The sequence below is a fragment of the Streptomyces sp. AC602_WCS936 genome, assembly GCF_019049125.1.
Lineage (GTDB): Bacteria > Actinomycetota > Actinomycetes > Streptomycetales > Streptomycetaceae > Streptomyces.
This window is the reverse complement of the sequence record NZ_JAGMUF010000120.1, coordinates 1-26734: the sequence shown is the minus strand read 5'-3', so window position 1 is coordinate 26734 and position 26734 is coordinate 1. Positions and strand designations below refer to the sequence as shown.

General features: G+C 72.0%; 26 protein-coding genes. 11 read left to right on the top strand and 15 right to left on the bottom strand.

Annotated features, from left to right (window positions below; translation table 11 throughout):
* Positions 1-33: 33 nt before the first annotated feature.
* The 8 genes from KUM03_RS32510 to KUM03_RS32475 form a co-directional block, all read right to left on the bottom strand.
* Positions 34-789 (bottom strand): SDR family oxidoreductase, encoded by a 756-nt coding sequence (locus KUM03_RS32510; RefSeq protein ID WP_217254164.1) that lies wholly within the window; start codon positions 787-789, stop codon positions 34-36.
* Positions 790-793: 4 nt separating this feature from the next.
* Positions 794-2581, bottom strand: coding sequence for a glycoside hydrolase family 15 protein (locus KUM03_RS32505; protein ID WP_217254163.1), 1788 nt, complete (start codon positions 2579-2581; stop codon positions 794-796).
* A 77-nt stretch (positions 2582-2658) separates the two neighbouring features.
* Positions 2659-3450, bottom strand: coding sequence for an SURF1 family protein (locus tag KUM03_RS32500; RefSeq protein ID WP_217254162.1), 792 nt, complete (start codon positions 3448-3450; stop codon positions 2659-2661).
* Between the two features lie 57 nt (positions 3451-3507).
* Positions 3508-3741, bottom strand: coding sequence for a hypothetical protein (locus KUM03_RS32495; RefSeq protein ID WP_079160512.1), 234 nt, complete (start codon positions 3739-3741; stop codon positions 3508-3510).
* Positions 3742-3847: 106 nt separating this feature from the next.
* Positions 3848-4840 (bottom strand): DEDDh family exonuclease, encoded by a 993-nt coding sequence (locus tag KUM03_RS32490; protein WP_217254161.1) that lies wholly within the window; start codon positions 4838-4840, stop codon positions 3848-3850.
* Positions 4841-4964: 124 nt separating this feature from the next.
* Complete coding sequence (locus tag KUM03_RS32485) at positions 4965-5972, bottom strand: CopD family protein (RefSeq protein WP_217254160.1); 1008 nt, start codon at positions 5970-5972, stop codon at positions 4965-4967.
* Between the two features lie 226 nt (positions 5973-6198).
* On the bottom strand, positions 6199-7725 hold the full coding sequence (locus KUM03_RS32480; RefSeq protein WP_217254159.1) for a S8 family serine peptidase: 1527 nt from the start codon (positions 7723-7725) through the stop codon (positions 6199-6201).
* A gap of 77 nt (positions 7726-7802) precedes the next feature.
* On the bottom strand, positions 7803-9389 hold the full coding sequence (locus KUM03_RS32475) for a S8 family serine peptidase (protein ID WP_217254158.1): 1587 nt from the start codon (positions 9387-9389) through the stop codon (positions 7803-7805).
* 265 nt (positions 9390-9654) lie between these two features.
* Here KUM03_RS32475 and KUM03_RS32470 point away from each other — a divergent pair, with 265 nt between their 5' ends.
* The 3 genes from KUM03_RS32470 (at position 9655) to moaA (ending at position 12751) form a co-directional block, all read left to right on the top strand.
* Positions 9655-10011 (top strand): DUF485 domain-containing protein, encoded by a 357-nt coding sequence (locus KUM03_RS32470; protein WP_217254157.1) that lies wholly within the window; start codon positions 9655-9657, stop codon positions 10009-10011.
* The gene (locus KUM03_RS32465; RefSeq protein ID WP_217254156.1) at positions 10008-11642 is read left to right on the top strand and encodes a cation acetate symporter; all 1635 of its coding nucleotides are present in this window, start codon (positions 10008-10010) and stop codon (positions 11640-11642) included. Before KUM03_RS32470 ends, KUM03_RS32465 begins: the two co-directional genes overlap by 4 nt.
* 119 nt (positions 11643-11761) lie before the next feature.
* Positions 11762-12751, top strand: a complete 990-nt coding sequence (moaA, locus tag KUM03_RS32460) for a GTP 3',8-cyclase MoaA (RefSeq protein ID WP_217254155.1) — start codon at positions 11762-11764, stop codon at positions 12749-12751.
* Positions 12752-12785: 34 nt separating this feature from the next.
* Here the strand turns inward: moaA and KUM03_RS32455 are convergent, their stop codons facing one another.
* On the bottom strand, positions 12786-13031 hold the full coding sequence (locus tag KUM03_RS32455; protein ID WP_217254154.1) for a hypothetical protein: 246 nt from the start codon (positions 13029-13031) through the stop codon (positions 12786-12788).
* A 200-nt stretch (positions 13032-13231) separates the two neighbouring features.
* Positions 13232-13630 carry a DUF3099 domain-containing protein gene (locus KUM03_RS32450; protein WP_217254153.1) on the bottom strand — a complete coding sequence of 133 codons (399 nt, stop codon included), beginning with the start codon at positions 13628-13630 and terminating at the stop codon, positions 13232-13234.
* Positions 13631-13892: 262 nt separating this feature from the next.
* On the opposite strand from KUM03_RS32450, the gene KUM03_RS32445 reads away from it, so the two are divergent.
* A complete protein-coding gene (locus KUM03_RS32445) occupies positions 13893-14174 on the top strand; it encodes a GlsB/YeaQ/YmgE family stress response membrane protein (RefSeq protein WP_217254152.1) in 282 nt (93 codons plus the stop codon).
* A 106-nt stretch (positions 14175-14280) separates the two neighbouring features.
* Here the strand turns inward: KUM03_RS32445 and tyrS are convergent, their stop codons facing one another.
* From tyrS to KUM03_RS32430, 3 genes are all read right to left on the bottom strand, one after another.
* A complete protein-coding gene (tyrS, locus tag KUM03_RS32440; protein WP_217254151.1) occupies positions 14281-15549 on the bottom strand; it encodes a tyrosine--tRNA ligase in 1269 nt (422 codons plus the stop codon).
* Positions 15550-15610: 61 nt separating this feature from the next.
* Entirely contained in the window at positions 15611-17008 is a 1398-nt protein-coding gene (locus tag KUM03_RS32435) for a metallopeptidase TldD-related protein (protein ID WP_217254150.1), read from the bottom strand.
* Positions 17005-18528, bottom strand: a complete 1524-nt coding sequence (locus tag KUM03_RS32430; RefSeq protein WP_217254149.1) for a TldD/PmbA family protein — start codon at positions 18526-18528, stop codon at positions 17005-17007. The genes KUM03_RS32435 and KUM03_RS32430 overlap by 4 nt, the downstream gene beginning before the upstream one ends.
* 271 nt (positions 18529-18799) lie before the next feature.
* On the opposite strand from KUM03_RS32430, the gene fabG reads away from it, so the two are divergent.
* The 3 genes from fabG to KUM03_RS32415 all read left to right on the top strand — a co-directional run bounded on the left by fabG (position 18800) and on the right by KUM03_RS32415 (position 20798).
* Positions 18800-19504 carry a 3-oxoacyl-[acyl-carrier-protein] reductase gene (gene fabG / locus KUM03_RS32425; RefSeq protein ID WP_019329369.1) on the top strand — a complete coding sequence of 235 codons (705 nt, stop codon included), beginning with the start codon at positions 18800-18802 and terminating at the stop codon, positions 19502-19504.
* Between the two features lie 5 nt (positions 19505-19509).
* Positions 19510-20277: an enoyl-ACP reductase FabI gene (gene fabI, locus KUM03_RS32420; RefSeq protein ID WP_217254148.1), complete on the top strand. Its 768-nt coding sequence runs from the start codon at positions 19510-19512 to the stop codon at positions 20275-20277.
* A 170-nt stretch (positions 20278-20447) separates the two neighbouring features.
* Positions 20448-20798: a hypothetical protein gene (locus tag KUM03_RS32415; RefSeq protein WP_217254147.1), complete on the top strand. Its 351-nt coding sequence runs from the start codon at positions 20448-20450 to the stop codon at positions 20796-20798.
* Here the strand turns inward: KUM03_RS32415 and KUM03_RS32410 are convergent, their stop codons facing one another.
* A complete protein-coding gene (locus tag KUM03_RS32410) occupies positions 20799-21476 on the bottom strand; it encodes a FadR/GntR family transcriptional regulator (protein WP_217254146.1) in 678 nt (225 codons plus the stop codon).
* 58 nt (positions 21477-21534) lie between these two features.
* On the opposite strand from KUM03_RS32410, the gene KUM03_RS32405 reads away from it, so the two are divergent.
* The 4 genes from KUM03_RS32405 (at position 21535) to KUM03_RS32395 (ending at position 24045) form a co-directional block, all read left to right on the top strand.
* Complete coding sequence (locus KUM03_RS32405) at positions 21535-22887, top strand: CynX/NimT family MFS transporter (RefSeq protein ID WP_217254145.1); 1353 nt, start codon at positions 21535-21537, stop codon at positions 22885-22887.
* 48 nt (positions 22888-22935) lie between these two features.
* A complete protein-coding gene (locus KUM03_RS38720) occupies positions 22936-23052 on the top strand; it encodes an SGM_5486 family transporter-associated protein (protein ID WP_019329374.1) in 117 nt (38 codons plus the stop codon).
* Positions 23053-23225: 173 nt separating this feature from the next.
* Positions 23226-23432, top strand: coding sequence for a hypothetical protein (locus KUM03_RS32400; RefSeq protein ID WP_217254144.1), 207 nt, complete (start codon positions 23226-23228; stop codon positions 23430-23432).
* Positions 23433-23526: 94 nt separating this feature from the next.
* Complete coding sequence (locus KUM03_RS32395; protein ID WP_217254143.1) at positions 23527-24045, top strand: histidine phosphatase family protein; 519 nt, start codon at positions 23527-23529, stop codon at positions 24043-24045.
* A 112-nt stretch (positions 24046-24157) separates the two neighbouring features.
* Here KUM03_RS32395 and serB read toward each other — a convergent pair whose 3' ends face one another.
* Positions 24158-25402, bottom strand: coding sequence for a phosphoserine phosphatase SerB (serB, locus tag KUM03_RS32390; protein WP_217254142.1), 1245 nt, complete (start codon positions 25400-25402; stop codon positions 24158-24160).
* Positions 25403-26734 lie beyond the last annotated feature (1332 nt).

Below are 26734 nucleotides of genomic sequence, written 5' to 3'. Positions count from 1 at the left end.
GGCAGCGGCCGGGCGGGCCCCGGCAGGCGCCGTCTAGAACCCGTGCCGCATCCCGCCGTCCACCGGCAGCATCACGCCCGTGACGTACGACGCCGCGGGGGACAGCAGGAAGGCCGCCGTGCGACCGAACTCCTCCGGGGCGCCGTAGCGGCGCAGCGGGACGCGGGACTCGGCCGCCGCCCTCGTCGCCTCGGGGTCGGCGGACATGCCGTCCAGCTCGCGCACCCGGTCGGTGTCGATGCGGCCCGGCAGCAGGCCGACGACACGGATGCCGCGCGGGCCCAGCTCGTCGGCGAGGGACTTGGCGAAGCCCGCCAGGCCGGGCCGCAGGCCGTTGGAGATGGTCAGGCCCGGGATCGGCTCGTGCACCGAGCCCGACAGCACGAAGCCGATGACGCCGCCGCCCTCCAGTTCGGCCGCCGCCGTCCGGGCCAGCCGCACCGCGCCGAGGAACACCGACTCGAACGCGGCCTGCCACTGCGCGTCCGTGTTGTCGGCGACGAACCCGGGCGGCGGCCCGCCCACGCTGATCAGTACGCCGTCGAAGCGGCCGAAGTGCTCACGGGCGGCCGCGATCAGCCGGCCGGCGGCCTCCGGGTGGGCGTTGTCGGCGGCCACCCCCACCGCGTTAGGCCCCAGCGCCGAGGCCGCCTCCGCGACGGTCTTCTCGTCCCGCCCCGTGACGACCACCTTCGCCCCGTCGGCGACCAGCTCGCGCGCGGCGGCGTTGCCCAGGCCCCGGGTGGCTCCGGTGACGACGTACACCCGGTCCTTCAGTCCAAGATCCATGGCCCTATCCTGCCCCCTCGTCCCCGAACAGGGCGAGGGCCGTGTTCACCAGGCCGACGTGGCTGAACGCCTGCGGGAAGTTGCCGAGCTGATGGCCGGCCACCGGGTCGTACTCCTCGGCCAGCAGCCCCACGTCGTTGGCGAGCCCCACCAGCCGCTCGAACAGCGCACGGGCCTCCTTGGTCCGGCCCGTCGCGTGCAGCGCGTCCGCGTACCAGAACGAGCACACCAGGAAGGTCCCCTCGCTGCCCGGCAGCCCGTCGACGGGGTCCCCTTCGGTGCTGTACCGGCGCACGAGCCCGTCCCGGGACAGCTCCGCGCCGATCGCGTCGACCGTCCCCACGACCCTGGGGTCGTCCGGCGGCAGGAACCCCACGCGCGGGATGAGCAGCAGCGAGGCGTCCAGCTCCCGCGAGCCGTAGGACTGGGTGAAGGTGTTGCGCTCGGGGTCGTAGCCCTTGTCGCACACCTCCCGGTGCACCTCGTCGCGCAGCGCCCGCCAGCCGTCCGGGTCGCCGCCGCTCAGCTCGGGATGGTTCTCCAGGGTGCGCACCGCGCGGTCCAGCGCCACCCACGTCATCACCTTCGAGTGCACGAACTGCCGGCGCCCGCCGCGCACCTCCCACAGCCCCTCGTCGGGCTCGCGCCACGCCGTGGCCAGGAAGCCCATCAGCGCGCACTGCAGCTCCCACATCTGCGGCTGCGGACGCATGCCGGCCAGCCGGGCCAGCGACAGGGAGTCCATGACCTCGCCGTACACGTCCAGCTGGAGCTGGTTCACCGCGTCGTTGCCGACCCGTACGGGCGTGGACTCGGCGAAGCCGGACAGCCACGGCAGCTCGAACTCCGGCAGCCTCCGCTCACCCGCCAGGCCGTACATGATCTGCAGGTCGGCCGGGTTGCCCGCGACCGCGCGCAGCAGCCAGTCGCGCCAGGCCTCGGCCTCCTCCAGGTACCCGGCCGACAGCAGGGCGCCCAGGGTGAGGGTGGAGTCGCGCAGCCAGCAGAAACGGTAGTCCCAGTTGCGCACGCCGCCCGGCTCCTCGGGCAGCGAGGTCGTCGGCGCCGCCACGATGCCGCCGGTGGGCTTGTAGGTGAGCGCCTTCAGGGTGATCAGCGAGCGGACGACGGCGTCCCGGTGCGGGCCGTCGTAGCGGCAGTGCGCGGCCCAGGCCCGCCAGTCCTCGACGCTGTGCTCCAGGGCGATGAACGGGTCGACCAGCGGAGGGCGGGGCTCGTGCGAGGGGTGCCAGGTGAGGACGAAGGCGACCTTCTCGCCCTCGGCGACCGTGAACTCCGCGTGCGTCCCGAAGTCCTGCCCCCAGCTGCGCACCTCCGGTTCGCTGCGCAGCCACACCGAGTCCGGCCCGGCGACCGCGACCCGGTGGCCGTCGGCCCGGCGCATCCAGGGCACGACCGAGCCGTAGTCGAAGCGCAGCCGCAGCACGCTGTGCACGGTGACCTCGCCGCGCAGGCCCTCCACGACGCGTACGAGGTCGGGGGCGCGGTCGCGCTGGGGCATGAAGTCGGTGACCCGTACCGCGCCGTCCGCGGTCTCCCACTCGGTGTCCAGGACCAGGGTGTCCGGCCGGTAGGCGCGCCGAGTGCAGCGCTCGGCGCCCTTGGGGGCGATGCGCCAGTGGCCGTTGTCCTCGTCGCCGAGCAGCTTGGCGAAGCAGGCGGCGGAGTCGAAGCGGGGCAGACAGAGCCAGTCCACGGAGCCGTCCGTGGAGACCAGGGCCGCGGTCTGCTCGTCGCCGATGAGCGCGTAGTCCTCGATTTCGGGGTGCACGGGATTCCGTCTTCCCGACGGGGCGCGGAGCAATCGGGTCCGTCCGCGTGCTTCGTCGGGGCGCGACCGGCGGGCGGCTACACCTTCGCGGGTTCCGCCTGTGCCGGTTCCACGTCCTCGGCGGTCTCACGTTCGCGCTTCTCGCGGCGGACCAGGAACCACCAGCCGACCGGTACGGCGGCGGCGAACAGCCACCACTGGATCGCGTACGCGAAGTTCAGCGCGGCGTCCGCGTTGCCGGGCCTGCCGATCCGCTCCGGGGTGTTGCCCTTCGGTTCCGGCTTGATCAGGGCGACGTACCCGCCGAGCACCGGGGCGTCCAGGCGCTCGGCCTGCTGCTCGCTGTTGATGAGCATGATCTGCCGGTCCGGGAGGCCCTCGAGGTCCTTGATGCCGCTCGCCTCGGTCGTCTCGTCGGGCATCAGCCGCCCGGTGACGGTGATCTCTCCGCGGGGCGGTGCGGGAACGTCGGGGAAAGCGGTCTGGCTCGGACCGTCCGCGGGGATCCAGCCCCGGTTGACCAGCAGGATTTTGCCGTCGTTCAGCACGAACGGGGTCAGCACGTGGTAGCCGATGTTGTCGTCGGAGTCGGTGCGACGGCGGACGACGACCTCGCGGTCCGTGTCGAAGCGGCCCTTCGCGGTGACGGTCCGGTACCGCTCACTCGTGGTGATCTTCTTGCCGGGAGCGGTCAGCGACTCGGCGGGCACCGGCGCGGCGTCGAGCGCCTGTGCGACCAGGTCGTTCCGGGCGGTGCGTTCCTCGTAGCGGTGCATCTGCCAGAAGCCCAGCCGGATCATCGTGGGGATGAGCAGCACGGCGACCAGGGTGAGGATCACCCACTGGCGGGACAGGAGGAAGCGGTACACCCCACGACGGTACAACTCGGTCGTGGGGTGTCATGCGGCGGGTACGCCTTCGGGGGACTAGACCTTGTCGACGATCCCCGCCCTCCCCTCCGCGCGGGCGCAGTGGGCGCCGCAGTACCAGTGGCCCTCGACCTCGACGCCCTGGCCGATGATCTGCACCCGGCAGTGCTCGCAGATGGGGGCCATCCGGTGGATCGCGCAGGAGAAGCAGTCGAAGACGTGCACCGCTCCCTGGGCGTGGATCTCGAAGGTCATTCCGTAGTTGTTGCCGCAGACTTCGCATGTCGCCATGCGCCACAGGGTGAGCCGTCGCCGCGACGCGGGCGAGCGGGCGCCGGGCGAGTCGCCCGGAATCACCCGTCCGTACGGCTCGTCCGCGCTCCCCGCGCGGCCCGGCTCACGGCTCGGAGTCCGCGGGCTCGACGTCCCCCAGGAGCTGGCCGAACGCCGCCTCGTCCACCACCGGCGTCCCGAACTGGCGCGCCTTGACCACCTTCGACGTGCCCGAGTCCGGGTCGTTGGTGACCAGCAGGCTGGTCAGCCGGGACAGGCTGGTGGCGACATGCAGCCCGGCCTCGGTGGCGCGGTCCTCCAGCAGGTCCCGCTCGATGGAGGTGTCACCCGAGAAGGCGACCCGCATGCCCTGCTTGAGTCTTTTGCCCTCTTCGTACCGGCCCGGGTTGGGATAGGGGCATGCGGGCCTTTTGCGGGACGGGCGCCAACTCGTCGGCCGGTAGCCGCCGTAGCCGGCCTGCTGTCCGATCCGGGGGGCGGGCGCGTCCGACCACTCGGTCAGCGGCCGGCACTCGTGCAGCGGCAGCCGCAGCCCTCCCGCCGCCGCGGCGAGCAGGCTCGGCCGGAACGCCTCCGCCAGTACCCGCGCGTCGTCCAGCGCGTGGTGCGCCCGCTGCTGTACGACGCCGAAGTGGGCGGCCAGCGACTCCAGCTTGTGGTTGGGCAGCGGCAGGGCCAGCGCCTTGGAGAGCGCGATGGTGCACAGCCGGTGCCGCACCGGAGCCTCACGCCTGGCGCGGGCGTACTCGCGGGCGATCATCTGCCAGTCGAAGACGGCGTTGTGCGCGACCAGGACCCGCCCGTCGAGACGGGCCGCGAATTCCTCGGCGACGTCCGGGAAGAGCGGCGCGTCCCGGAGCACCTCGCTCGTCAGACCGTGTATCCAGACCGGGCCCGGGTCCCGCTGAGGATTGACCAGGGTGTACCAGTGGTCCTCGACCTCGCCGCGGGCGTCCAGACGGTAGACGGCCGCGGAGATGATGCGGTCGTCGCGGGCCAGTCCGGTGGTCTCCACGTCGACGACCGCGTACCCCTGCGGATACGCGGCCGGCCACGCCGTGGCGGACGGCGCTGCGGTCGTGCGGTCTTCGAGCATGGTCCATGAGGATACGGGCCACGACCGACACTCGGGTGCGGCAGGTGCCCCACGAAGCCGAGGCGAAACGGTTCCTCCGTCAAGCGGCCCACCGGAAGCGGGCGTTGCGGAACTCACCACCGGATTACCACCGGATCGGAACCGGAAGGGCCGTCAGCAGTCCCGAGACCGCGACCACCACACCGAGGGCGGCGACCTCCGCGCGCGCGGGTGAGCAGGCGGCCAGCGGGTCGGCCGCGCGGCTCAGCCGGACCCTGGCCCACAGGGCGAGAGCCGCCACCGCGACCATGAGGATCACCTTGGCGAGCAGGACCCGCCCGTACGCCGTGTCCGTCAGCTGGTCCGCGATCGTGCCCGGCGGCATCCGGCGCAGCGAACTGCCCACCCCCGTCGCCGTGATGGCCGCCAGCAAGGCGGCCGCCACGCGCGCGTAGAGGCCCAGCAGCGCCGGGCCCGCCTCGGCGTCCCGCCAGGTGCGCAGGGTCCGCAGCACGTACAGCAGGCCGCCCACCCACAGCGAGGCGCAGGTCAGATGGACGAGGGTCAGTCCCGATCCGAGCAGCGGGCTGTACTCGGTCGTGGGGTGCGCGCGCAGCGCCTCCGCGACGATCACCGCGGCCAGCGGCCAGACCTGGAGGCCGGGGCGCCGGGAGGTGGCGCACAGGCCGGCCGCGAGGAAGCCGTTGACCTCCAGGAGCGCGAGTTTGCCGTCCCGGGACGAGTACAGCCCGCCGACGTCGATGTCGACGGCGCTGTCCGGCACCAGATTGCCGGTGGCCACGACCGACGCCAGGCCCAGCGCGGCGACGAAGCCGGCGGCGGCCGCGTACGGCGCCCAACTGCGGGGGCGTTGCGGGGGAGCGCCGGGGAGCGACTTGGCGAGCCGGTTCACGAAGAGTTCGCCGACCGGGACGCTCAGGGCGGCGAAGAGCACCGTGCGCAGCAGGGCTATGCCGCCGGTGCCGGGTGCCTCGGCCTCCCCGGTGCCGTGCAGGGCGGGGGACGGGCCGAGGACGGGTATCAGCGCGGCCAGCACCACCAGCACGAGCACGGCCGCGGCCCGGCCGGTGCCGGAGGGCCGCGCGTGCCGTCCGGTGCCGGTGGTCCGGGACGGGGGTCTTGTCAAGGTCACCTCGAGATCTTCACCAGCTCCCCCAGATCCGGGCAAGTTCCGGAAAAGAACTGGCGGTCCGGCATTCCGTACATGAGGACGTTTTCGGCCGCCGTACGGTTCGAGGGAGCCGGGAAGAGAGTGAGTGACGCGTCACACCCCGGTACGCACACGGCGGGCCGGGAGATCACTCCCGGCCCGCCGCACGTACGCGCGCGTGGTGACCGCCGTGGTCACCGAGTACCGGTTACCAGGTCACCGCGTCCAGCGCGTCGGTCATGCCCCATCCGTAGAAGCCGTTGCGGTTCTTGGAGCCCTCGCACACCGCGTCGACCTTGCCGTCGCCGTCGATGTCGTACGGCTTGGTGCACGCGGTGGCGTCGGCCTGGGCGTACAGCAGGGCCTTGACCATGGCCGGGGGAGCGTACGGGTGCGTCGACTTGATCAGGGCGGCGACGCCCGCGACGTGCGGGGACGCCATCGACGTACCGGCCATGTAGCCCCACTTGCCGCCGGGCAGCGTGCCCAGGATCAGTCCGCTGGTCGCGGGCGGCTCCGGCGTCTGGTAGGCCGTCGAGTCGCCGCCGGGCGCGGCGATGTCGATGACGCCCAGACCGTGGTTGGAGAAGGACGACTTGAGGCCCTTGGCGCCGGTCGAGGCGACCGTCACGACGCCGGGCAGCTGGGTCGGGATGTCCAGGCACTCGGACGGGTCGACGACCCGGTCGCCGGGCGTGGTGTCGTTCGGGGAGGACGGGTCGGTGATCTCGTCGGAGGAGAGGTCGTAGTTCTCGTTGCCGGCCGCGGCGACGTTGACCGCGCCCTTCCGCTCCGCGTACCGCGCGGCCCGGCTGACGGCCTCGAGGATGGCCTTCTGGTCCGGGTCGCTCTTGCAGTTGAAGTACCAGGGGTCGGTGTAGTAGCTGTTGTTGGTCACGTCCACGTCGTGCTCGGCCGCCCACACGAAGCCGCAGACCACGGCCTCGGCGTAGAAGAAGCCGTCGGGGTTGGACACCTTGATGCCGGAGACCTTCACCCCGGGCGCCACGCCGGTCATGCCGACGCCGTTCTTGGCGGCGGCGATCTCCCCGGCCACGTGGGTGCCGTGCGGGCTCTCCGCCGCGCTCGGCCGCCAGGCGCCGTCGGTGGTGTCCGGCTTGCCGGAGACGCAGTTGACGGAGGCGTCCCGGTCGAAGTTCGGGGCGATGTCCGGGTGGGTGTCGTCGACGCCGGTGTCGATGACCGCGACGGTGACGTCCTCGCTGCCCAGCGTCTTCTCGTGCGCCTTGTCCGCCTTGATGGCGGGCAGGTCCCACTGGAGGGACTGCAGCGGGTCCTGGCCCTCGGCGGCCTCGGCGGCGGCGATCTCCTCGCCGCTGAGCACCTTGGGCGCACCGGTGTCGGTGGTGGCGGCCGACGGCAGCGGCGCGGTGCGGGTGGCGCCGGCCGACTGCACGCCGCGCGCCTTGCGGACGGTCTTCGCGAAGTCCGCGTTCGAGGAGTGGACGACGACCACACCGATCCGGTCGTACGACGTCACGATCGTGCCCCCGGCCTTGGCTATCGCCCGCTTCACGTGCGCCGAGGGGCCGTGCCCGGGGCGGACGTTGACGACGTAGCTCATCGAGGCCGAGGACGACGAGTCCGCCGAAACGGTGGGAGCGGCCTCGGCGGCGGAGGCCGGGACGCCCGGCAGGAAGGCCAGCGACGCGGCCACGGCCAGACCGGCCGGGATCGCGAGGGCACGGCGGTGACGCGGGTGAGGAGCTGTCATGTGCGGTGTCTCCAGTTCGTTCGTGGAGTCGTTGCCGGAAGGGAGGGGAAAGTCTCGTGAGCGGTGGACCGGGCGGATCACTTCACCGCGCGGAGCGCGTCGACGATGCCGAAGCCGTAGAAGCCGTTGACCCGCTTGCCGCCCTCGCAGTCGGCGTCCTGTGTGCCGTCGCCGTCCTGGTCGTAGGAGGCCGGGCAGCCCGGGTTGTCGGCCTGGGCCTTCAGCAGCCACTGGAGCGTCGCCGGGGACGCCCAGGGGTGCTCCGACTTCAGCAGCGCGGCGACGCCCGCGGCGTGCGGGGAGGCCATCGAGGTGCCCTGGAGCCAGGCGTACTCGTTGTTCGGCATGGTCGACAGGATGCGGCCGTTCTTCGACGGCGTGTCCGGGGTCTGGTAGCGCCCGTCGCCGCCCGGCGCCGCGACGTCGACGACGCCCTTGCCGTACGAGGAGTAGTAGGACTTCTCCTTGTCGACGCCCGTGGCGCTGACGGTGACGATGCCGGGCAGCTGGGTCGGCACGTCGAAGCACTCGTGCGGGTCGATGGTCCGCGTCACCGGCGTGGAGTCGTCGGGGCTGGAGTCGTCGACGATGGCGTCGGAGTCCAGGTCGTGGTTGGAGTTGCCGGCGGAGGCCAGGTGCAGGGTGCCCTTGCGCTGGGCGTACAGCTGGGCCCGGTTGACCGCGTCGACGATGGCGCGCTGGTCCGGGTCGTCCATGCAGTTGTACAGCCAGGGGTCCACGTAGTAGCTGTTGTTGGTGATCTCCACGCCGTGGTCGGCGGCGAACATGAAGGCGCAGACGACGCTCTCGGGGTAGAAGAGCCCGTTGTCCGGGTCGCTCACCTTGATGCTGGAGACCTGCACGCCCGGTGCGACACCGGCGACGCCGATGCCGTTGCGGGCGGCGGCTATCTCACCGGCGACGTGGGTGCCGTGGTAGTCGTCGGCGGTGTACGGCCGCCAGGCGCCCTCGCTGGTGTCCGCCTTGCCGCCGACGCAGTTGGCGGACTGCGAGGCGGAGAAGTTCGGGGCGAGGTCGGGGTGGGTGTCGTCGACGCCGGTGTCTATGACGGCGACGGTGACCCGGGAGCTGCCCGGGTTGATCTTCGCGGCCTTGTCGGCGCCTATCGCGCGCAGGTCCCACTGGTCCGCTTCCAGCGGCTCGCTCGCCCCGGCGGCCTTCGACGCCTTCGCGGTCCGCGCGGCCTGTGCGGCGGTGAGCATCTCGGCGGCGCCCTGGTCGGTCGTCCCGGCGGCGGTCAGCGGCGCGGTGCGGGTCGCGCCCGCGGACTGCACCCCGCGGGCCTCGCGTATCTCCTCGCCGAAGTCCGGGTTGGCCGAGTGGACGACGATCACGCCGATCTTCCGGTAGGTGGCGACGACGCTGCCGTCGGCCTCGGCTATCGCCCGCTTCACCGACGCGATCGTGCGGTGGTCCGTCCGCGTGTTGACCACGTACGCGAGGTCGGGCGCGTCCGTGGTCCCGGCGTCCCGGGCGGACTCCTGCGCGGACTCCTTCGCGGTGCCCGCGCCCGGGGCGGCCGAGGCGGCGGCCGGCAGGAAACCGAGGGACGCGGTGAGCGACAGCACGACCGGTACGGCGAGAGCGAGCCGTCGTCTGGAACGCGGCGACCGCGACGAACGCGTCGAACGCAGATGATCCATGGGGTCTCCACATCATCCGGAAAAGGGACCGGCCCGAGACACGGGTGGTGACCGGGCAGGTACATGACGGAGTGGTGCAGGGTGAAGCTATCCCTCGTAGCCGCCGGCCAGCAATGACCCGCCACGGGTGACTTCGGAAAGTGCCACGCGGGTTGAACCGGTGCCGGTGGGGCGCCGTGTCGTTGGTCAGGGAGTCCGAGCACGATCAGGCCCCCGCGAGAAGACCGAGGTCCAAGCCGTCATGTCCGTCGTACGAGGAGACTCCGTGGCCACCGACGCACCGCCCCCCTCGAAAGAGGAACGCCATCTTCCGTCACCCGAGGAGTTCTCCGAAGTGCAGCAGAGCGCTGAGTTCGCCGAACTGCGCCGCTCCTTCCGCTCCTTCGCCTTCCCGCTGACGATCGCGTTCGTCGCCTGGTACCTGCTGTACGTGCTGCTGTCGAACTACGCCGGCGGCTTCATGGGCACCAAGCTCTTCGGCAACATCAACGTCGCCTTCGTCTTCGGCATCGCCCAGTTCGTCACCACGTTCCTCATCGCCTGGTGGTACTCGCGGCACGCCGCCGCGAAGCTCGACCCCAAGGCCGAGGCCATCAAGTCCCGGATGGAGGGCGGCGCATGAGCCCCGCACAGACCGTTCTCGCCGCCGAGCTCGCCGCCAACGAGGCCAGCGAGCACCGGCCGCTCATCATCACCCTCTTCGCGATCTTCGTCCTGGCCACGCTCGGCATCACGGTCTGGGCGGGCCGCCAGACCAAGGACGCCGCCGACTTCTACGCGGGCGGCCGGTCCTTCAGCGCCTTCCAGAACGGCCTCGCCGTCTCCGGCGACTACATGTCGGCCGCGTCCTTCCTCGGCATCGCCGGCGCCATCGCCCTCTTCGGCTACGACGGCTTCCTCTACTCCATCGGCTTCCTCGTCGCCTGGCTGGTCGCCCTGCTCCTGGTCGCCGAGCCGCTCAGGAACTCCGGCCGCTACACCATGGGCGACGTCCTCGCCTACCGCATGCGCCAGCGCCCCGTGCGCACCGCCGCCGGCACCTCCACCATCGTCGTCTCGATCTTCTACCTGCTGGCCCAGATGGCGGGCGCGGGCATCCTCGTCTCGCTGCTGCTGGGCATCACCTCCGACGCGGGCAAGATCCTCATCGTCGCCCTCGTCGGCATCCTGATGATCGTGTACGTCTCCATCGGCGGCATGAAGGGCACCACCTGGGTCCAGATGGTCAAGGCCGTCCTGCTGATCGGCGGCACCATCCTGATCACCTTCCTGGTGCTGCTGAAGTTCGACTTCAACATCTCCGACCTGCTGGGCACCGCCGCGGAGCGCAGCGGCGAGGGCGCCGCCTTCCTGGAGCCCGGACTGAAGTACGGCGCCACCGGCACCACCAAGCTGGACTTCATCTCCCTGGGCCTCGCCCTGGTGCTCGGCACCGCCGGCCTGCCGCACATCCTGATCCGCTTCTACACCGTGCCCAACGCCAAGGCCGCCCGTAAGTCCGTGAACTGGGCCATCGGCATCATCGGCGCCTTCTACCTGATGACCATCGCCCTCGGCTTCGGCGCCGCCGCCCTCATCGGCAAGGACGAGATCATCGCGTCCAACGCCTCCGGCAACACGGCCGCGCCGCTGCTCGCCCTGCACGTCGGCGGCGTCGACTCGGCCTGGGGCGCGATCCTGCTCGCCACCATCTCGGCGGTGGCCTTCGCGACCATCCTCGCCGTGGTCGCCGGCCTCACCCTCGCCTCGTCCTCGTCCTTCGCGCACGACATCTACGCCAACGTCATCCGCAAGGGCAGGGCCACCGAGAAGGAGGAGATGCGGGCGGCCCGCTGGGCGACCGTGTTCATCGGCATCGTCTCCATCGCGCTGGGCGCCCTCGCCCGCGACCTGAACGTGGCCGGCCTGGTCGCCCTGGCCTTCGCGGTCGCCGCGTCCGCCAACCTGCCGACGATCCTCTACAGCCTCTTCTGGAAGCGGTTCACCACCCAGGGCGCCCTGTGGTCGATCTACGGCGGCCTGATCGTCGCCGTCGGCCTGGTGCTGTTCTCGCCCGTGGTCTCCGGCGATCCGAAGGCGATGTTCCCCGACGTCGACTTCGCCTGGTTCCCGCTGCAGAACCCGGGTCTCATCTCCATCCCGTTCGGTTTCCTGATGGGCTGGCTCGGCACGGTCCTGTCGAAGGAGGAGCCCGACACGGCGAAGTACGCGGAGCTCGAGGTCCGGTCCCTGACCGGCACCGGAGCCCACTGATCCACCCCGCCGTACGTCGTAGGGATCGGCCCGCTGTCGATGTCGGACCCGTCACGTAGGCTCGCAGGTGTCGGAGGAGAGAAGTGCTCCGCCGATCCGCGTCGAGGGAGGGGGCCCACGTGCTCATCGACACCTACAACCGAGTGGCCACCGACCTGAGGGTCTCGCTCACCGACCGCTGCAACCTGCGCTGCACCTACTGCATGCCCGAAGAGGGCCTCCAGTGGCTGGCCAAGCCCGACCTGCTCACGGACGACGAGATCGTCCGCCTCATCGACATCGCGGTCACCTCCCTCGGTATCGAGGAGGTCCGCTTCACCGGCGGCGAGCCCCTGCTGCGCCCCGGCCTGGTCGGCATCGTGGAGCGCGTCGCCGCCCTCGAGCCGCGCCCCCAGATGTCGCTGACCACCAATGGCATCGGTCTGAAGCGCACGGCGCCCGCCCTGAAGGCGGCGGGCCTGGACCGGGTCAACGTCTCGCTGGACACCCTCCGTCCCGACGTCTTCAAGACCCTCACCCGCCGCGACCGCCACAAGGACGTCCTTCAGGGACTGGAAGCGGCCCGCGAGGCCGGCCTGACCCCGGTCAAGGTCAACTCCGTCCTGATGCCGGGGCTCAACGACGACGAGGCCCCCGACCTGCTCGCCTGGGCCGTGGAGCACGACTACGAACTGCGCTTCATCGAGCAGATGCCCCTGGACGCCCAGCACGGCTGGAAGCGCGAGGGGATGATCACCGCCGGTGACATCCTCACCTCCCTGCGCACCCGTTTCGAGCTGACCGCCGAGGGCTCCGAGGAACGCGGGTCTGCCCCCGCCGAGCGCTGGCTCGTGGACGGCGGCCCGCACCGGGTCGGCGTCATCGCCTCCGTCACCCGCCCGTTCTGCTCGGCCTGCGACCGCACCCGCCTGACCGCCGACGGCCAGGTGCGCACCTGCCTGTTCGCCACCGAGGAGACCGACCTGCGGGCCGCCCTGCGCTCCGACGCCCCGGACGAGGAGATCGCCCGGATCTGGCGGCTGGCCATGTGGGGCAAGAAGGCCGGCGCCGGCCTCGACGACCCGACCTTCGTCCAGCCCGACCGGCCGATGTCGGCGATCGGGGGATAGGACAGGGGGACAGGACAGCCCAATAGGGCGGCCCCTAGGAGCCCGCGGGGGCTTCCCACTCGTCCAGCGGGACGACGTCCTTCAGGAAGCCGCGCACCCCGAGGAACTGCGACAGGTGCTCCCGGTGCTCGTCGCACGCGATCCACGTCTTGCGCCGCTCCGGCGTGTGGATCTTCGGGTTGTTCCACGCCAGCACCCACACGGCGGCGGTACGGCAGCCCTTGGCGGAGCAGATCGGGGCGGTGGCCGGGGTGGTCTCCGGGGCGGTCTCGTCACTCACAGGTTCGTCTCACAGGTCCACACAACAAGGCGACGCCGAGCAGCCACGGGGGGAGCTGCCCGGCGTCGGTCCGTCGCTCCGACGGGGGATGCGGAGCGCGTACGAAGTATGTCACGGGTCACCCATCGCCCGGCACCGGAACCACATGATTCATCTGAGCATTTCTTCGGCCTGGCGAGGAATCGACGTGCGTTCCTCGGTCAGGCTCGTGCGCGGGGCTCACCAGCGGCGTCCGGAGCCCCTCCGGACGGGGCGTCCTCCGGGTCGGATTCCGCCGGACCGTCGTCGTCGCGCGGCGGCGTGATCATCGGGGCGGTCGGCATCGTCACGAACGTCGACGGCAACGATGGCGCGTTCTCGCGCCCGGCGTTCGCGAGCACCACGGCGACGTACGGCAGTACCGCGCCCAGGACCAGCGCCACGATCGCCACGTGCCGTTCCACGTTCCACAGGCAGGCCGCGAGCACCACCGACAGGGTACGGATCGACATCGAGATGATGTACCGGCGCTGCCGGCCGCGCACGTCTTCCTGGAGGCCCGCCCGGGCCCCGGTGATCCGGAACACCTCGGCCTTGCCGCCGGCACTCTGCTTCCGCATCTGGTTCCACCATCCGCCCGCATCGGACTCTCCCCGCCCCGCTCCCGTCCGCGGCCGCACGGGGACTCCGGTCCCGGACAACTCACCACGTTACGCCGCACCTGCGCCGTACACGAGACCGGGGCACCCACCGGCCCGCCCGCAGGACCTGCGCCGCACCGCGCAGCCCGGTACCCCATTCGGCCGTACCCGCCATGCGCCGTACGCGGTACGGCCGAAGACTGGCGGTAATGCTCGCGTGGAGCCGAATGAGGAGGCAGCCATGGGCTGGTTGTGGGCGATCATCGTCGGATTCGTGCTGGGTCTGATCGCCAAGGCGATCATTCCCGGGAAGCAGCACAGCCCCCTGTGGCTGACCACCATCTTCGGCATGCTCGGAGCCATCGCCGGAAACGCGATCGCCCGCGCCGTCGGCGTGGACGCGACCCGCGGCATCGACTGGTGGCGGCACCTGTTCCAGCTGGTGGCCGCGATCATCATCGTGGGCGTCGGCGACGCGCTCTACATGGCGGTGCGCGGCAACAAGCGGCGCGAACGGGCCTGAGCGTCCGCACGGTCCCGTACGGCGGTCTCGTACGACGGGTCCCGCACGGCGCAGGGGCGGCCTCCGGCAGCCGCATGGCACCGGAGACCGCCCCTGACGCGCGCGCTCAGCCGCCGGTGACCTCGACCGCGGCCAGGTTCTTCTTGCCGCGGCGCAGCACCAGCCAGCGCCCGTGCAGCAGGTCCTCCCGGGCGGGAACGGCGTCCTCGGCGGCGACCTTGGCGTTGTTCACGTAGGCGCCGCCCTCCTTCACCGTGCGACGGGCGGCGGACTTGCTGGCGACCAGGCCGACCTCTGCGAACAGGTCCACGACCGGGGCCGGCTCGGCGACCTGGACGTGCGGCAGCTCGGACAGGGCGGCGGCCAGCGTCCGCTCGTCCAGCTCCGCCAGGTCGCCCTGGCCGAAGAGGGCCTTGGACGCGGCGATCACGGCGGCCGTCTGGTCGGCGCCGTGCACCAGCGTCGTCAGCTCCTCGGCCAGCGCGCGCTGCGCGGCCCGTGCCTGCGGACGCTCCTCGGTCTGCTCCTCCAGCTCCTCCAGCTCCGTACGGGAGCGGAAGGACAGGATGCGCATGTAGCGCGAGATGTCCCGGTCGTCCACGTTCAGCCAGAACTGGTAGAACGCGTACGGCGTGGTCATCTCCGGGTCCAGCCAGACGGCGCCGCCCTCGGTCTTGCCGAACTTGGTGCCGTCCGCCTTGGTCATCAGCGGCGTCGCGTAGGCGTGCACGGACGCGTCCGGCTCCAGCCGGTGCAGCAGGTCGAGGCCGGCCGTCAGGTTGCCCCACTGGTCGCTGCCGCCCTGCTGCATCGTGCAGCCGTAGCGCCGGTAGAGCTGGAGGAAGTCCATCGCCTGGAGGAGCTGGTAGCTGAACTCCGTGTAGCTGATGCCCTCGGAGGACTCCAGGCGCCGGGCGACGGAGTCCTTGGTCAGCATCTTGTTGACCCGGAAGTGCTTGCCGATGTCCCGCAGGAACTCGATCGCGGACAGGCCCTCGGTCCAGTCGAGGTTGTTGACCATCAGGGCCGCGTTCTCGCCCTCGAAGGACAGGAACGGCTCGATCTGGCCGCGCAGCCGCTCGACCCAGCCCGCGACGGTCTCCGGCGAGTTCAGCGTGCGCTCCGCGGTCGGCCGCGGGTCGCCGATCTGGCCCGTCGCGCCGCCGACCAGCGCCAGCGGCCGGTGACCGGCCTGCTGGAGCCGGCGCACGGTGAGCACCTGCACCAGGTGCCCCACGTGCAGGGACGGCGCGGTCGGGTCGAAACCGCAATAGAACGTGACGGGACCGTCCGCGAGCGCCTTGCGCAAAGCATCCTCATCGGTGGACTGGGCGAACAGCCCACGCCACTTCAGCTCGTCGACGATGTCCGTCACGGTTCTCGTGTCTCCTACATGCTCATGATCTTCGGCGGCCAGGTGGCAGCCGACTACGAGGTTATACGCCCTGACTGACAGAGCTCATATTGAAGTCCGGCACCCTCAGGGCGGGCATCGCAGCCCTAGTGAACCAGTCACCCCACTCCCTGGGCAGCGTCTTTTCCGTCCGCCCGGCCTCGGTGGCCCGGCCCAGCAGACTCACCGGCGACTCGTTGAACCGGAAGTTGTTCACCTCGCCGACCACCTCGCCGTCCTCGACGAGGTAGACGCCGTCCCGGGTCAGCCCGGTCAGCAGCAGCGTCGCCGGGTCGACCTCGCGGATGTACCAGAGGCAGGTCAGCAGCAGCCCGCGCGAGGTGCCGGCGACCATCTCCTCCAGGGACCGGTCCGGGTCGCCGCCGTCCAGGACCAGGTTGCCGATGGCCGGCGCCACCGGCAGCCCGGTCAGCCCGGCGCTGTGCCGGGTGGTGGTCAGCCGGTGCAGCTCGCCCGCGCGGATCCAGTCGGTCGCCGCGACCGGCAGCCCGTTGTCGAACACCGACTGGTCGCCGCCCGACGAGTGCGCCACCACGAAGGGCGCGCACTCGAGCCCCGGCTCGTGCGGATCGCTGCGCAGCGTCAGCGGCAGCTCGCCCAGCCGCTCGCCCACGCGCGTGCCGCCGCCCGGCTTGGAGAACACCGTGCGCCCTTCGGTCGCGTCCCGTCCCGACGCCGACCAGAACTGGTAGATGAGCAGGTCGGCGACCGCGGTGGGCGGCAGCAGCGTCTCGTACCGCCCGGCGGGCAGCTCCACCCGCCGCTGGGCCCATCCCAGCCGTACGGCCAGCTCCGCGTCGAGCGCGGCCGGGTCGACGTCCTTGAAGTCCCGCGTGGCCCGCCCCGCCCACGCCGACCGGGTGCGGTCCGGAGACTTGGCGTTCAGCTCCAGCGTCCCGTTCGGCTGGTCGTGCCGCAGCCGCAGCCCCGTGGACGTACCCACGTACGTGGACGTCATCTCGTGGTTGGCGAAGCCGTACAGCTCCCGGCCGCCCGCACGCGCGCGTGCGAACGCCTCCCCGAGGGCCGGCGCGAAGTCGGCGAACACGGCCGACGAGGTCTCGGCGGGCGCGTCGGTGAAGTCCGGCGACGCGGGCACGTCCGCGACCAGCGGCCGCGCGTCCTCGGCCGGTCCGGCACCGCGCGCGGCGGCCTCGGCGGCGCGCACCAGGGGCTCCAGTTCGTCCACGGTCACCGCCGAGCGCGACACGACGCCGGACGCCGTGCCCTCCCGCCCGTCGACGGTGGCGACGACCGTGAGCGTGCGCCCGCGCGTGACACCGTTCGTGGTGAGCGCGTTGCCCGCCCAGCGCAGGTTGGCGGTGGACTCCTCGTCGGCGATCACGACGCAGCCGTCGGCCCGGGACAGCTCCAGTGCCCGCTCGACGATCTCGTGCGGCCTGCTCGTGCGCGCGCTCATCGTCCCGCCTCCTGGGTGGTGTTGAGGATGTTGACTCCCTTGAAGAGGGCGGACGGGCAGCCGTGCGAGACGGCCGCCACCTGCCCCGGCTGCGCCTTGCCGCAGTTGAAGGCGCCGCCCAGGACGTACGTCTGCGGGCCGCCGACGGCCGCCATGGAGCCCCAGAAGTCGGTGGTCGTCGCCTGGTAGGCCACGTCCCGCAGCTGACCGGCGAGCCGCCCGTTCTCGATCCGGAAGAACCGCTGACCGGTGAACTGGAAGTTGTAGCGCTGCATGTCGATGGACCAGGACCGGTCCCCGACGACGTAGATCCCGCGCTCCACGCCCCCGATCAGGTCCTCCGTGGACAGCCCGCCGGGATCCGGCCGCAGCGACACGTTGGCCATGCGCTGCACCGGCACATGGGCGGGGGAGTCGGCGTACGCGCACCCGTTGGACCGCTCGAACCCGGTGAGCCGCGCGATCCGCCGGTCCAGCTGGTAACCGACCAGCGTCCCGTCCTTCACCAGGTCCCAGGACTGGCCCGCCACGCCCTCGTCGTCGTACCCGATGGTCGCCAGCCCGTGCTCGGCGGTGCGGTCGCCGGTGACGTTCAGCAGCTCCGAGCCGTAGCGCAACTTGCCGAGCTGGTCGAAGGTGGCGAAGGAGGTGCCGGCGTAGGCGGCCTCGTAGCCGAGGGCGCGGTCCAGCTCGGTGGCGTGGCCGATGGACTCGTGGATGGTCAGCCACAGGTTCGACGGGTCGACGACCAGGTCGTACAGCCCCGCCTCGACGCTCGGCGCCCGCATCTTCTCGGCGAGCAGCTCCGGGATCTGGGCCAGCTCGCCGTCCCAGTCCCAGCCGGTGCCGGTCAGGTACTCCCAGCCGCGCCCGGCGGGCGGCGCCAGGGTGCGCATGGAGTCGAACTCGCCGCTGGAGTCGTCCACCGACACGGCGGTCAGTACCGGGTGCAGCCGCACCCGCTGCTGTGTCGTCACGGTCCCGGCGGTGTCGGCGTAGAACTTGTTCTCGTGCACGGTGAGCAGCGAGGCGTCCACGTGATCGACCCCGTCGGCCGCCAGCAGCCGCGCGCTCCAGTCGGCCAGCAGGGCCGACTTCTCGGCGTCGGGCACGGTGAACGGATCGATGTCGTACGCCGAGACCCACGTCCTGTCGGCGTGCACGGGCTCGTCGGCCAGCTCGACGCGCTCGTCGGAGCCGGCCGCCTTGATCACCTGCGCGGACAGCTTCGCCATGGCCACCGCCTGGGACGCCACCCTGGCGGCGGCGTCCATGGTCAGGTCCACCCCCGACGCGAAGCCCCAGGTACCGCCGTGCACCACGCGCACCGCGTACCCGAGGTCGGTGGTGTCCGAGGTCCCGGCGGGCTTGGCGTCCCTCAGGCGCCAGGAGGCGCCTCGCACCCGCTCCAGCCGGAAGTCGGCGTGCTCGGCGCCGAGGGCACGCGCGCGGGCCAGGGCGGCGTCGGCGAGGGCGCGCAGGGGGAGTGCTGTGAAGGCTTCGTCGATGCTGTGAGGCACCTGCGTCTCTTTCTGTCGACTGGACGAGGTCGGGGCGCACCGGGCCGGTGTGTCCGTGGTCGCTCCGATCATGTCGCCCATCCCGCCCCCGGACCAGAGGTTTCCGCCCGGTGCGCGCACGGTTCTGTAGGGATCCGACAGTCACTCCCGTAAGCCACTGTGGGTGCCCGAATGTCCCCGGCCGGTCCCCGACCGATAGGTTTTCGAGGAAGCCGCCTGCTCTCCACGGGTCCGGGCGGGTGTGCCAGACCGCTATCGAAAGGGTGATCCGTTGAGCCGCTCGGTTCTCGTCACCGGAGGAAACCGGGGCATCGGCCTCGCCATCGCCCGCGCATTCGCCGACGCCGGCGACAAGGTCGCGATCACGTACCGCTCGGGTGAGCCGCCGGCCGGCTTCCTGGCCGTCAAGTGCGACATCACCGACAGCGAGCAGGTGGAGCAGGCCTACAAGGAGATCGAGGAGACGCACGGTCCCGTCGAGGTCCTCGTCGCCAACGCCGGCGTCACCAAGGACCAGCTCCTGATGCGCATGTCGGAGGAGGACTTCACCTCCGTCGTCGACACCAACCTCACCGGCACCTTCCGCGTCGTCAAGCGCGCCAACCGCGGCATGCTGCGGGCCAAGAAGGGCCGCGTCGTGCTCATCTCGTCGGTGGTCGGGCTCCTCGGCTCCGCGGGGCAGGCGAACTACGCCGCCTCCAAGGCCGCCCTGGTCGGCTTCGCGCGCTCCCTCGCCCGTGAGCTGGGGTCGCGCAACATCACCTTCAACGTCGTGGCGCCCGGTTTCGTCGACACCGACATGACCCGGGAGCTCACCGAGGAGCAGCAGACGAAGATCCTCGCGCAGGTGCCGCTGGCGCGGTACGCGCGGCCCGAGGAGATCGCCGCGACGGTGCGGTTCCTGACCTCGGACGACGCTTCGTACATCACTGGAGCCGTCATCCCCGTTGACGGCGGACTGGGAATGGGTCACTGATCACCATGAGCGGAATTCTCGAGGGCAAGCGCGTCCTGATCACCGGTGTGCTGATGGAGTCCTCCATCGCCTTCCACGCCGCCAAGCTGGCCCAGGAGCAGGGCGCCGAGATCATCCTGACCGCGTTCCCGCGGCCCACGCTGACCGAGCGCATCGCCAAGAAGCTGCCCAAGCCCACCAAGGTCATCGAGCTCGACGTCACCAACGACGAGCACCTCGGGCGCCTGGCCGACGTCGTCGGCGAGGAGCTGGGCGGCCTCGACGGAGTCGTCCACTCCATCGGCTTCGCCCCGCAGGACGCCCTCGGCGGCAACTTCCTGAACACGCCGTTCGAGTCGGTCGCCACCGCCATGCACGTCTCGGCGTACTCCCTGAAGTCGCTGACCATGGCCTGCCTGCCGCTGATGCAGAACGGCGGCTCGGTCGTCGGCCTCACCTTCGACGCGCAGTACGCCTGGCCGCAGTACGACTGGATGGGCCCGGCCAAGGCCGCGCTGGAGGCCACCAGCCGCTACATGGCCCGTGACCTGGGCAAGCAGAACATCCGCTGCAACCTGGTCTCGGCCGGCCCGATCGGCTCCATGGCCGCCAAGTCCATCCCCGGCTTCGGGGAACTGGCCTCGGTGTGGGACAGCCGGGCCCCGCTGGAGTGGGACCTCAAGGACCCGGAGCCGGCCGGCCGCGGCATCGTCGCGCTGCTCAGCGACTGGTTCCCGAAGACCACGGGCGAGATCGTCCACGTGGACGGCGGTCTGCACGCCATCGGCGCCTGAGCCGACGCCCCCGAGGGCCCGCATCCACCCGGGTGCGGGCCCTTGGCGTGTCACCGTCGGCGTGTCACCCGTTTGGCTCAGTCGGCCGGGCGCCCGGACCAGCCGCCGCGCACCCTGAAGTACGAGTTCACCACGCGCTTTCCCTCCCCAGCCGGCCGAGGAGGTCCCTTGTGCGTCCACTCCACCGTCTGGCCCCGGCGGCCCTCGCCGTCGCCTGCGTGCTGATCCTGCCGTACGAAGCGGTGTCCCACGCGCGCGTGCCGGTCATGAAGGCCGGGAACGCCGAGCCGTTCGGGGCCGCGTGCCGGGTCCGCGTCGACGAGTCCGACGTGACCGCCCACTGCCACAACCCCTACCCGGAGCCCGACCACGTGCGCCTGCACATCGAGTGCGAGCGCTGGTGGGACCTCGACACCGACACCTCGCCGGTGGAGGCCGCTCCCGCGCAGACCGTGCGCCTGGACGGCCGGTGCTGGAAGGAGGTCCGGGCGGCCTGGGTCAGCCACGCGCGGGGGAGCTGATCAGCTGATCCGGCCCGCGCGGCACTGGAACGGGTAGCCCGCTGCCTCCGTGTGCGCCGTCTCGGCGTCCCCCGCGCGGATCGCGTCCACCAGCCTGGTGTGGTCCATGCGCGTCTCCGGGGTCAGCTCGCCGCCGACGTCCACGCGCAGCCAGTCCCGCATCACCTCGCCGAGGTCCGCGTACATCGCGGTCATCACGTCGTTGTGCGAGGCCGCCACGACGGCCAGGTGGAAGGTCGAGTCCGCCGTCACGTACGCCTCCGCGTCGCCCGTCTGCCAGGCGTCCTCCCGGCGCGCGAGGAGCGCGTCGAGCTGCTTGAGGTCCTTCTCCGTGCGCCGCTCGGCGGCCAGCCGGGCGGCGGCGGACTCCAGGGTGGAGCGCAACTCGGCGATGTGCCGCGGGTCGGCCTCGGCGAACCGGCGCTGCATCACGCCGGCCAGTTCGCTGGTCGCCACCACGTACGTGCCGGAGCCCTGGCGGATGTCCAGCAGACCGTTGTGGGCCAGCGCGCGGACCGCCTCGCGGACCGTGTTCCGGGCGACGCCGAGCTGGTCGACCAGCTCGGGCTCCGTCGGGATGCGGGAGCCGACCGGCCACTCGCCCGAGGCGATCTGCTGCCGCAGTGCCGCGATGACCTGCTCGGACAGGGCCGAGCGACGGGGATGGCTCAGGGGCATGGCTCACCTTCACGCGCGAGTCGACAAGCGAGTGGACAATCAATCATCCCATGATTCTATGATGGGTCTCATGGCTAGTGACGAAACCCGGACCGACACACGGACGGAGACGCGGACGGAGACGCGGACGAAGCGGCAGACGGAGACCACGCGGTCGGCGACCGGCACGCGCGCGTGGACGCCGTGGATGACCCGTCTGCTCGTCCTCGGCATCGTGCTGGCCGCGGTCAACCTGCGCCCCGCCATCACGAGCCTGGGCGCGCTCCTGGAAGAGGTCCGCGACGGACTCGGCATGAGCGGCAGCGTGGCCGGACTGCTCACTTCCGTGCCCCCGCTCTGCTTCGCCGTCTTCGGCGTCGCCGCCCCGCGGCTGGCCCGCCGCTTCGGCCCCGGCGCGGTGGTCTTCGGCGGCATGATCGCCATCACCGCCGGCCTGCTGATACGCCCGTACGCGGGCGGTACGGCGGGCTTCCTGGCCGCCACCGCCCTCGCCCTGATGGGCATCGCGCTCAGCAACGTGCTGATGCCGGTCATCGTCAAGCGCTTCTTCCCCGACCGGGTCGGCTCCATGACGGGCCTCTACTCGATGGCCCTCGCCTTCGGCACCTCGATCGCCGCCGCGGCGACCGTGCCCGTGACGAACGCGCTGGGTGGGCACTGGCAGCCCGGCCTCGCGGTGTGGGCCGTGCTGGGCGCGGCGGCCGCCCTGGCGTGGATCCCGTTCGTACGGGCCCGGAGGGCGTCGGCGTCCGCCGAGACCGCAGGGTCCGCCGGGTCCGACGATCGGCGTGCGGACGCCGACGGCCGCCAGGCCGAGCAGCCCCCGCTGCGCATCACCCGCAGCCGTACGGCCTGGGCGCTCGCCGTCTTCTTCGGCCTCCAGGCCACCGCCGCCTACATCACGATGGGCTGGATGGCGCAGATCTTCCGGGACGCGGGCGTCTCCGCCGGCACCGCCGGTCTGCTGCTCGCCGTCATCATGGTGATGGGCGTGCCGCTCGCCTTCGTCATCCCGCGCGTGGCCACCCGCCTGCCCCACCAGGGGCCGATCGTGGTCGTGCTGGGCGTGTGCGGACTGGCCGGATACGCCGGACTGTACTTCGCCCCGGCCGGCGGCGCCTGGGTCTGGGCCCTGCTCCTCGGCGTCTCCAACTGCGCCTTCCCGCTCGCGCTGACCATGGTCGGGATGCGGGCCAGGACCGGCGCGGGCGTCGCCCAGCTGTCCGCCTTCGCGCAGAGCACCGGCTACCTGATCTCCATCCCGGGGCCGCTGCTGGTGGGCGTGCTCTACCAGCACAGCGGGGGCTGGGGCCTGCCGATCGCGCTGATGAGCGCCCTGATGGTGCCGCAGATCCTGGTGGGCGTGCTCGCGGGGCGCGACCGCACGGTGGAGGACGAAGCCGTCCGCTGACCCCGGGCCCCTGTCCCGGGCGCGGGCGGCGGATGCGAGACTTGCCGTATGCCAGTCCTCGACCCGAACCCCCAGCACGGCCAGAAGAAGATGCTGATCGTCTTCGGCTCCTTCCTCGCGATCTTCGTGATCATCGGCATCGTGGCGACGATCGCCTCACCGTGACGCCGCCCGGGGGTGGGGTTAACCCCCCGTCCCCTAGGGGGTGAGGGTCAGGGTCAAGTGGGTGGACCTCCGGATGGGACGGGGCCCGCGGATTCCGTAGCTTCGAGATGTGCCCGCTTCAGGCGGGCCGCGCAGCACGGACCAGGGACGCCCGAAGACCCGCGGAGGCACTCATGTCGGCCCCTACCCACACCCGGCCTCCCCAGGCGACCAGGGGCGGTGTCGACATCCGGCTGCCCTGGTGGGCCCTCGCGCTGCCCGTGCTCGCCTTCGTGATCCTGCTCCTGCTGATACTCAACCCCGCCGACGCCCACGCCGCCGCGGGGGAACCCGGGATCGCGCACCTCGTGGAGTGGCTGCGGCAGCTGATCGCGCGCTGAGGACGGACCACGTCACCGGACGCGCGCCGGTGGGGGTGAATCCGCATGTCAACTCCCTGCGCCCCGTGGCCTGTTTCATGCGAAGCTGGATGCCATGAGCGTCGCAGAATCCCGCAGGATCGTCCTCTTCCGGCATGCGAAAGCCGACTGGCCACAGGTGACCGACCACGAGCGGCCGCTCGCCGAGCGGGGCCGTAAGGACGCCGCAGAGGCCGGACGCCGGCTCGCGGACACCGGAGTCCCCTTCGACCAGGCCCTGTGCTCCACCTCCACCCGGACCCGCGAGACCTGGAAGCTCGCCGTCGCGGAATTCCCGCATCGGCCGAAAACCGTCTACGAGGAGCGGATCTACGAGGCCTCGCCCGGCGAGCTGATCGCCGTGCTCAACGAGACCCCCGACGACCTGCGCAACGTCCTGGTGATCGGCCACAACCCGGGCATGGAAGGACTCGCCGAGATCCTGGCGGGCTCGGCCGAGGACGACGCCCGCGAGCGGATGGGCCGCCGCGGATTCCCGACCTCCGCCTTCGCCGTGCTGACCTTCACCGGCTCCTGGAAGGACGTGGAGCCGGGCATGGCCTCCCTCGTCGACTACTGGGCGCCGACCGACTGACCCGACCCCGCGCGACAGGGCCCGGCACCCGCCCCAGGTGTTCCGGGCCCTCGCCGCAGTGGGCTGCCCGCCCGTCAGCCGGTTGCGGCCAGGTGCCAGGGGAGAAGGCCGGTCAGATCCGGTCGAGGGGCTTGCCCAGGCTGTCGCCGAGGCCTTCTTCCAGCGTGTCCGCCGCCTCGACCTCCTCGCGTGTGATGCCCAGCAGGTACAGGACGGTGTCCAGGAAGGGCACGTTCACCGCGGTGTGCGCCGCCTCGCGGACCACCGGCTTGGCGTTGAAGGCGACGCCGAGCCCGGCCGCGTTCAGCATGTCCAGGTCGTTGGCCCCGTCACCGATCGCCACCGTCTGCGACAGCGGCACGCCCGCCTCGGCGGCGAACCGCCGCAGCAGCCGGGCCTTGCCCGCCCGGTCCACGATCTCCCCGGTGACCCGGCCGGTCAGCTTCCCGTCGACGATCTCCAGCGTGTTGGCCTGGGCGAAGTCCAGCCCCAGCTTCTCCCGCAGATCGTCGGTGACCTGGGTGAAGCCGCCGGAGACGACCCCCACCTGGTAACCGAGCCGCTTCAGCGTACGGATCAGCGTGCGGGCACCCGGCGTCAGCCGCACCTCGCTGCGCACCTTGTCCACCACGGAGGCGTCCAGCCCCGCCAGCAGCGCCACGCGCGCGTGCAGCGACTGCTCGAAGTCCAGCTCCCCGCGCATCGCGGCCGCCGTGACCTCGGCGACCTTGTCCTCACAGCCGGCGTGCGCGGCGAACAGCTCGATGACCTCGTCCTGGATCAGCGTGGAGTCCACGTCCATCACGACCAGGCGCTGCGCCCGCCGGTGCAGACCCGCCGACACGACCGCGACGTCCACACCCAGTGCCGCGGCCTCGGTGGCCAGCGCGGTGCGCAGCGGCTCGGTCTCCACACCGGACACCGCGAACTCGACGGCGGTCACGGGGTACTTGGCGAGCCGGAAAATACGGTCGATGTTGCTGCCGGACTCGGTGATCCGGGCCGCTATGGCGGCCGTCGCCTCGGCGGTGAGCGGGTGGCCCAGCACCGTGACCAGGGAGCGGCCGAGGCCACGCGGCCGGTTGTCACCGATGCCGGAGATGATCTCCGCCTGCAGCTTCAGCGACTCCGCCCAGCTGTGGACGGTCGCCCGCAGATCGCCCTCCAGTCCCCGGGGCGGCTCGGTCACGAGCGCGCACAGGACGATCCGGCCACGGGTGACGACCTGCTCGATGTCGACGACATCGACGGAGTAGGCGGCGAGGGTGTCGAACAGGCCGGCCGTGATGCCCGGTCGGTCCTTGCCGAAGATCTTGACGAGAAGCGTGGGAACGTCAGAGGTCTGCGAAGCGCTCATGGTGCTCCAACCGTATCCGGCACGCGGTGCCTTCCGCCCGTGAGGTCCGCCTGACGGACAGCACGGTCGTGGCGGGCCCGCGCACCAGCAGTACGACAGCGGTTGCCCTGCCGCCGCGGCGGCTCCCGCGGGCGCCTCCGCAGTCCGCCGCCGCCCGGTCATCCGCCCTTCGGCCGCCGAGGGGGCGCCGGAGGCGGGGGAGGAGGCGGTGGCGGGCCCTCGCCCCAGCGGGACGTCGGCCTGCCGGGCCGCTCCCCGGGGCGCGGAGGCCGCCGCGGCGTTCCCGACGGTGGTCCCAGCGGCCCGATGACGGTGGGAGCGCCGGACACGTCCTCGTCGCCGGGATCGTCCTTGCCGCTTCCGGACGGCCCGTCTCCACCGCCGGGCCACCGCTCCTCGCCGGGCGGCCCGTCTCCACCGCCGGGCCACCGCTCCTCGCCGGGCGGCCCGTCTCCACCGCCGGGCCACCGCTCCTCGCCGGGCGGCTCGTCTCCACCGCCGGGCCACCGCTCCTCGCCGGGCGGCTCGTCTCCACCGCCGGGCCACCGCTCCTCGCCGGGCGGCCCGTCTCCACCGCCGGGCCACCGCTCCTCGCCGGGCGGCCCGTCTCCACCGCCGGGCCACCGCTCCTCGCCGGGCGGCCCGTCTCCACCGCCGGGCCACCGCTCCTCGCCGGGCGGCCTGTTTCCGTCGCCGGGCCACCGGTCTTCACCGCCGGGCTGCTGGTCTGCGCCGTGCGGCGGCCACTCAGGGCTGCCGTGCGGCTGAACGCCGCGTGCGGGCGGCCCGCTCCCCGCGGCGCGGCCCGCACCGGACGGTGGCCAGATGCGCGCCCACTCCGGCCGTGCGTCCTCGGGTTCCCCCGCCCCCTCCGGTCGCAGGTACGGATTGGTGTCCGGGTTCGGCGGCCGGTGCGGGGGCTCCGGCCAGTACGGCCCCGGGGTCGGTCCTGCGTACGCCGCACCGCCGGGAGCCCTGCCACTGCCACGCCCACTATCGGCGTTGCCGCTTGCGTCCGGTGCCCCGTCTGCGGCCTCGGTGGCACCCGCGCTCCCGCGTGGGACACCGCTCCGCTGGCCACTGGCGTGGCCGCTCCCGTCCGGGACGCCGTCTCTGGCCCCGGCGATTCCGCTGCTCCCGCGCGGGGTACCGCCCCGCTGGCCACTGGCGTGGCCGCTCCCGTCCGGGACGCCGTCTCTGGCCCCGGCGATTCCGCTGCTCCCGCGCGGGGTACCGCCCCGCCCACCACCGGAGTAGCCGCCGCCCGGGACACCACCCCCGGCACCAGCGAAACCGCCACCCCCGCCGATACCCAAGCCACCCCAGCCCCTG

Coding starts and splice junctions, on each gene's coding strand:
- KUM03_RS32445 (WP_217254152.1), top strand. CDS start 13,893: ATGGGCTGGTTGTGGGCGATCATCGTCGGATTCGTGCTGGGTCTGATC.
- KUM03_RS32490 (WP_217254161.1), bottom strand. CDS start 4,840: ATGCTCGAAGACCGCACGACCGCAGCGCCGTCCGCCACGGCGTGGCCG.
- serB (WP_217254142.1), bottom strand. CDS start 25,402: ATGAGCGCTTCGCAGACCTCTGACGTTCCCACGCTTCTCGTCAAGATC.
- KUM03_RS32495 (WP_079160512.1), bottom strand. CDS start 3,741: ATGGCGACATGCGAAGTCTGCGGCAACAACTACGGAATGACCTTCGAG.
- fabI (WP_217254148.1), top strand. CDS start 19,510: ATGAGCGGAATTCTCGAGGGCAAGCGCGTCCTGATCACCGGTGTGCTG.
- KUM03_RS32435 (WP_217254150.1), bottom strand. CDS start 17,008: ATGAGCGCGCGCACGAGCAGGCCGCACGAGATCGTCGAGCGGGCACTG.
- KUM03_RS32465 (WP_217254156.1), top strand. CDS start 10,008: ATGAGCCCCGCACAGACCGTTCTCGCCGCCGAGCTCGCCGCCAACGAG.
- KUM03_RS32405 (WP_217254145.1), top strand. CDS start 21,535: ATGATGGGTCTCATGGCTAGTGACGAAACCCGGACCGACACACGGACG.
- KUM03_RS32450 (WP_217254153.1), bottom strand. CDS start 13,630: ATGCGGAAGCAGAGTGCCGGCGGCAAGGCCGAGGTGTTCCGGATCACC.
- KUM03_RS32400 (WP_217254144.1), top strand. CDS start 23,226: ATGTCGGCCCCTACCCACACCCGGCCTCCCCAGGCGACCAGGGGCGGT.
- KUM03_RS32395 (WP_217254143.1), top strand. CDS start 23,527: ATGAGCGTCGCAGAATCCCGCAGGATCGTCCTCTTCCGGCATGCGAAA.
- KUM03_RS32475 (WP_217254158.1), bottom strand. CDS start 9,389: ATGGATCATCTGCGTTCGACGCGTTCGTCGCGGTCGCCGCGTTCCAGA.
- KUM03_RS32510 (WP_217254164.1), bottom strand. CDS start 789: ATGGATCTTGGACTGAAGGACCGGGTGTACGTCGTCACCGGAGCCACC.
- KUM03_RS32410 (WP_217254146.1), bottom strand. CDS start 21,476: ATGCCCCTGAGCCATCCCCGTCGCTCGGCCCTGTCCGAGCAGGTCATC.
- KUM03_RS38720 (WP_019329374.1), top strand. CDS start 22,936: ATGCCAGTCCTCGACCCGAACCCCCAGCACGGCCAGAAGAAGATGCTG.
- KUM03_RS32480 (WP_217254159.1), bottom strand. CDS start 7,725: ATGACAGCTCCTCACCCGCGTCACCGCCGTGCCCTCGCGATCCCGGCC.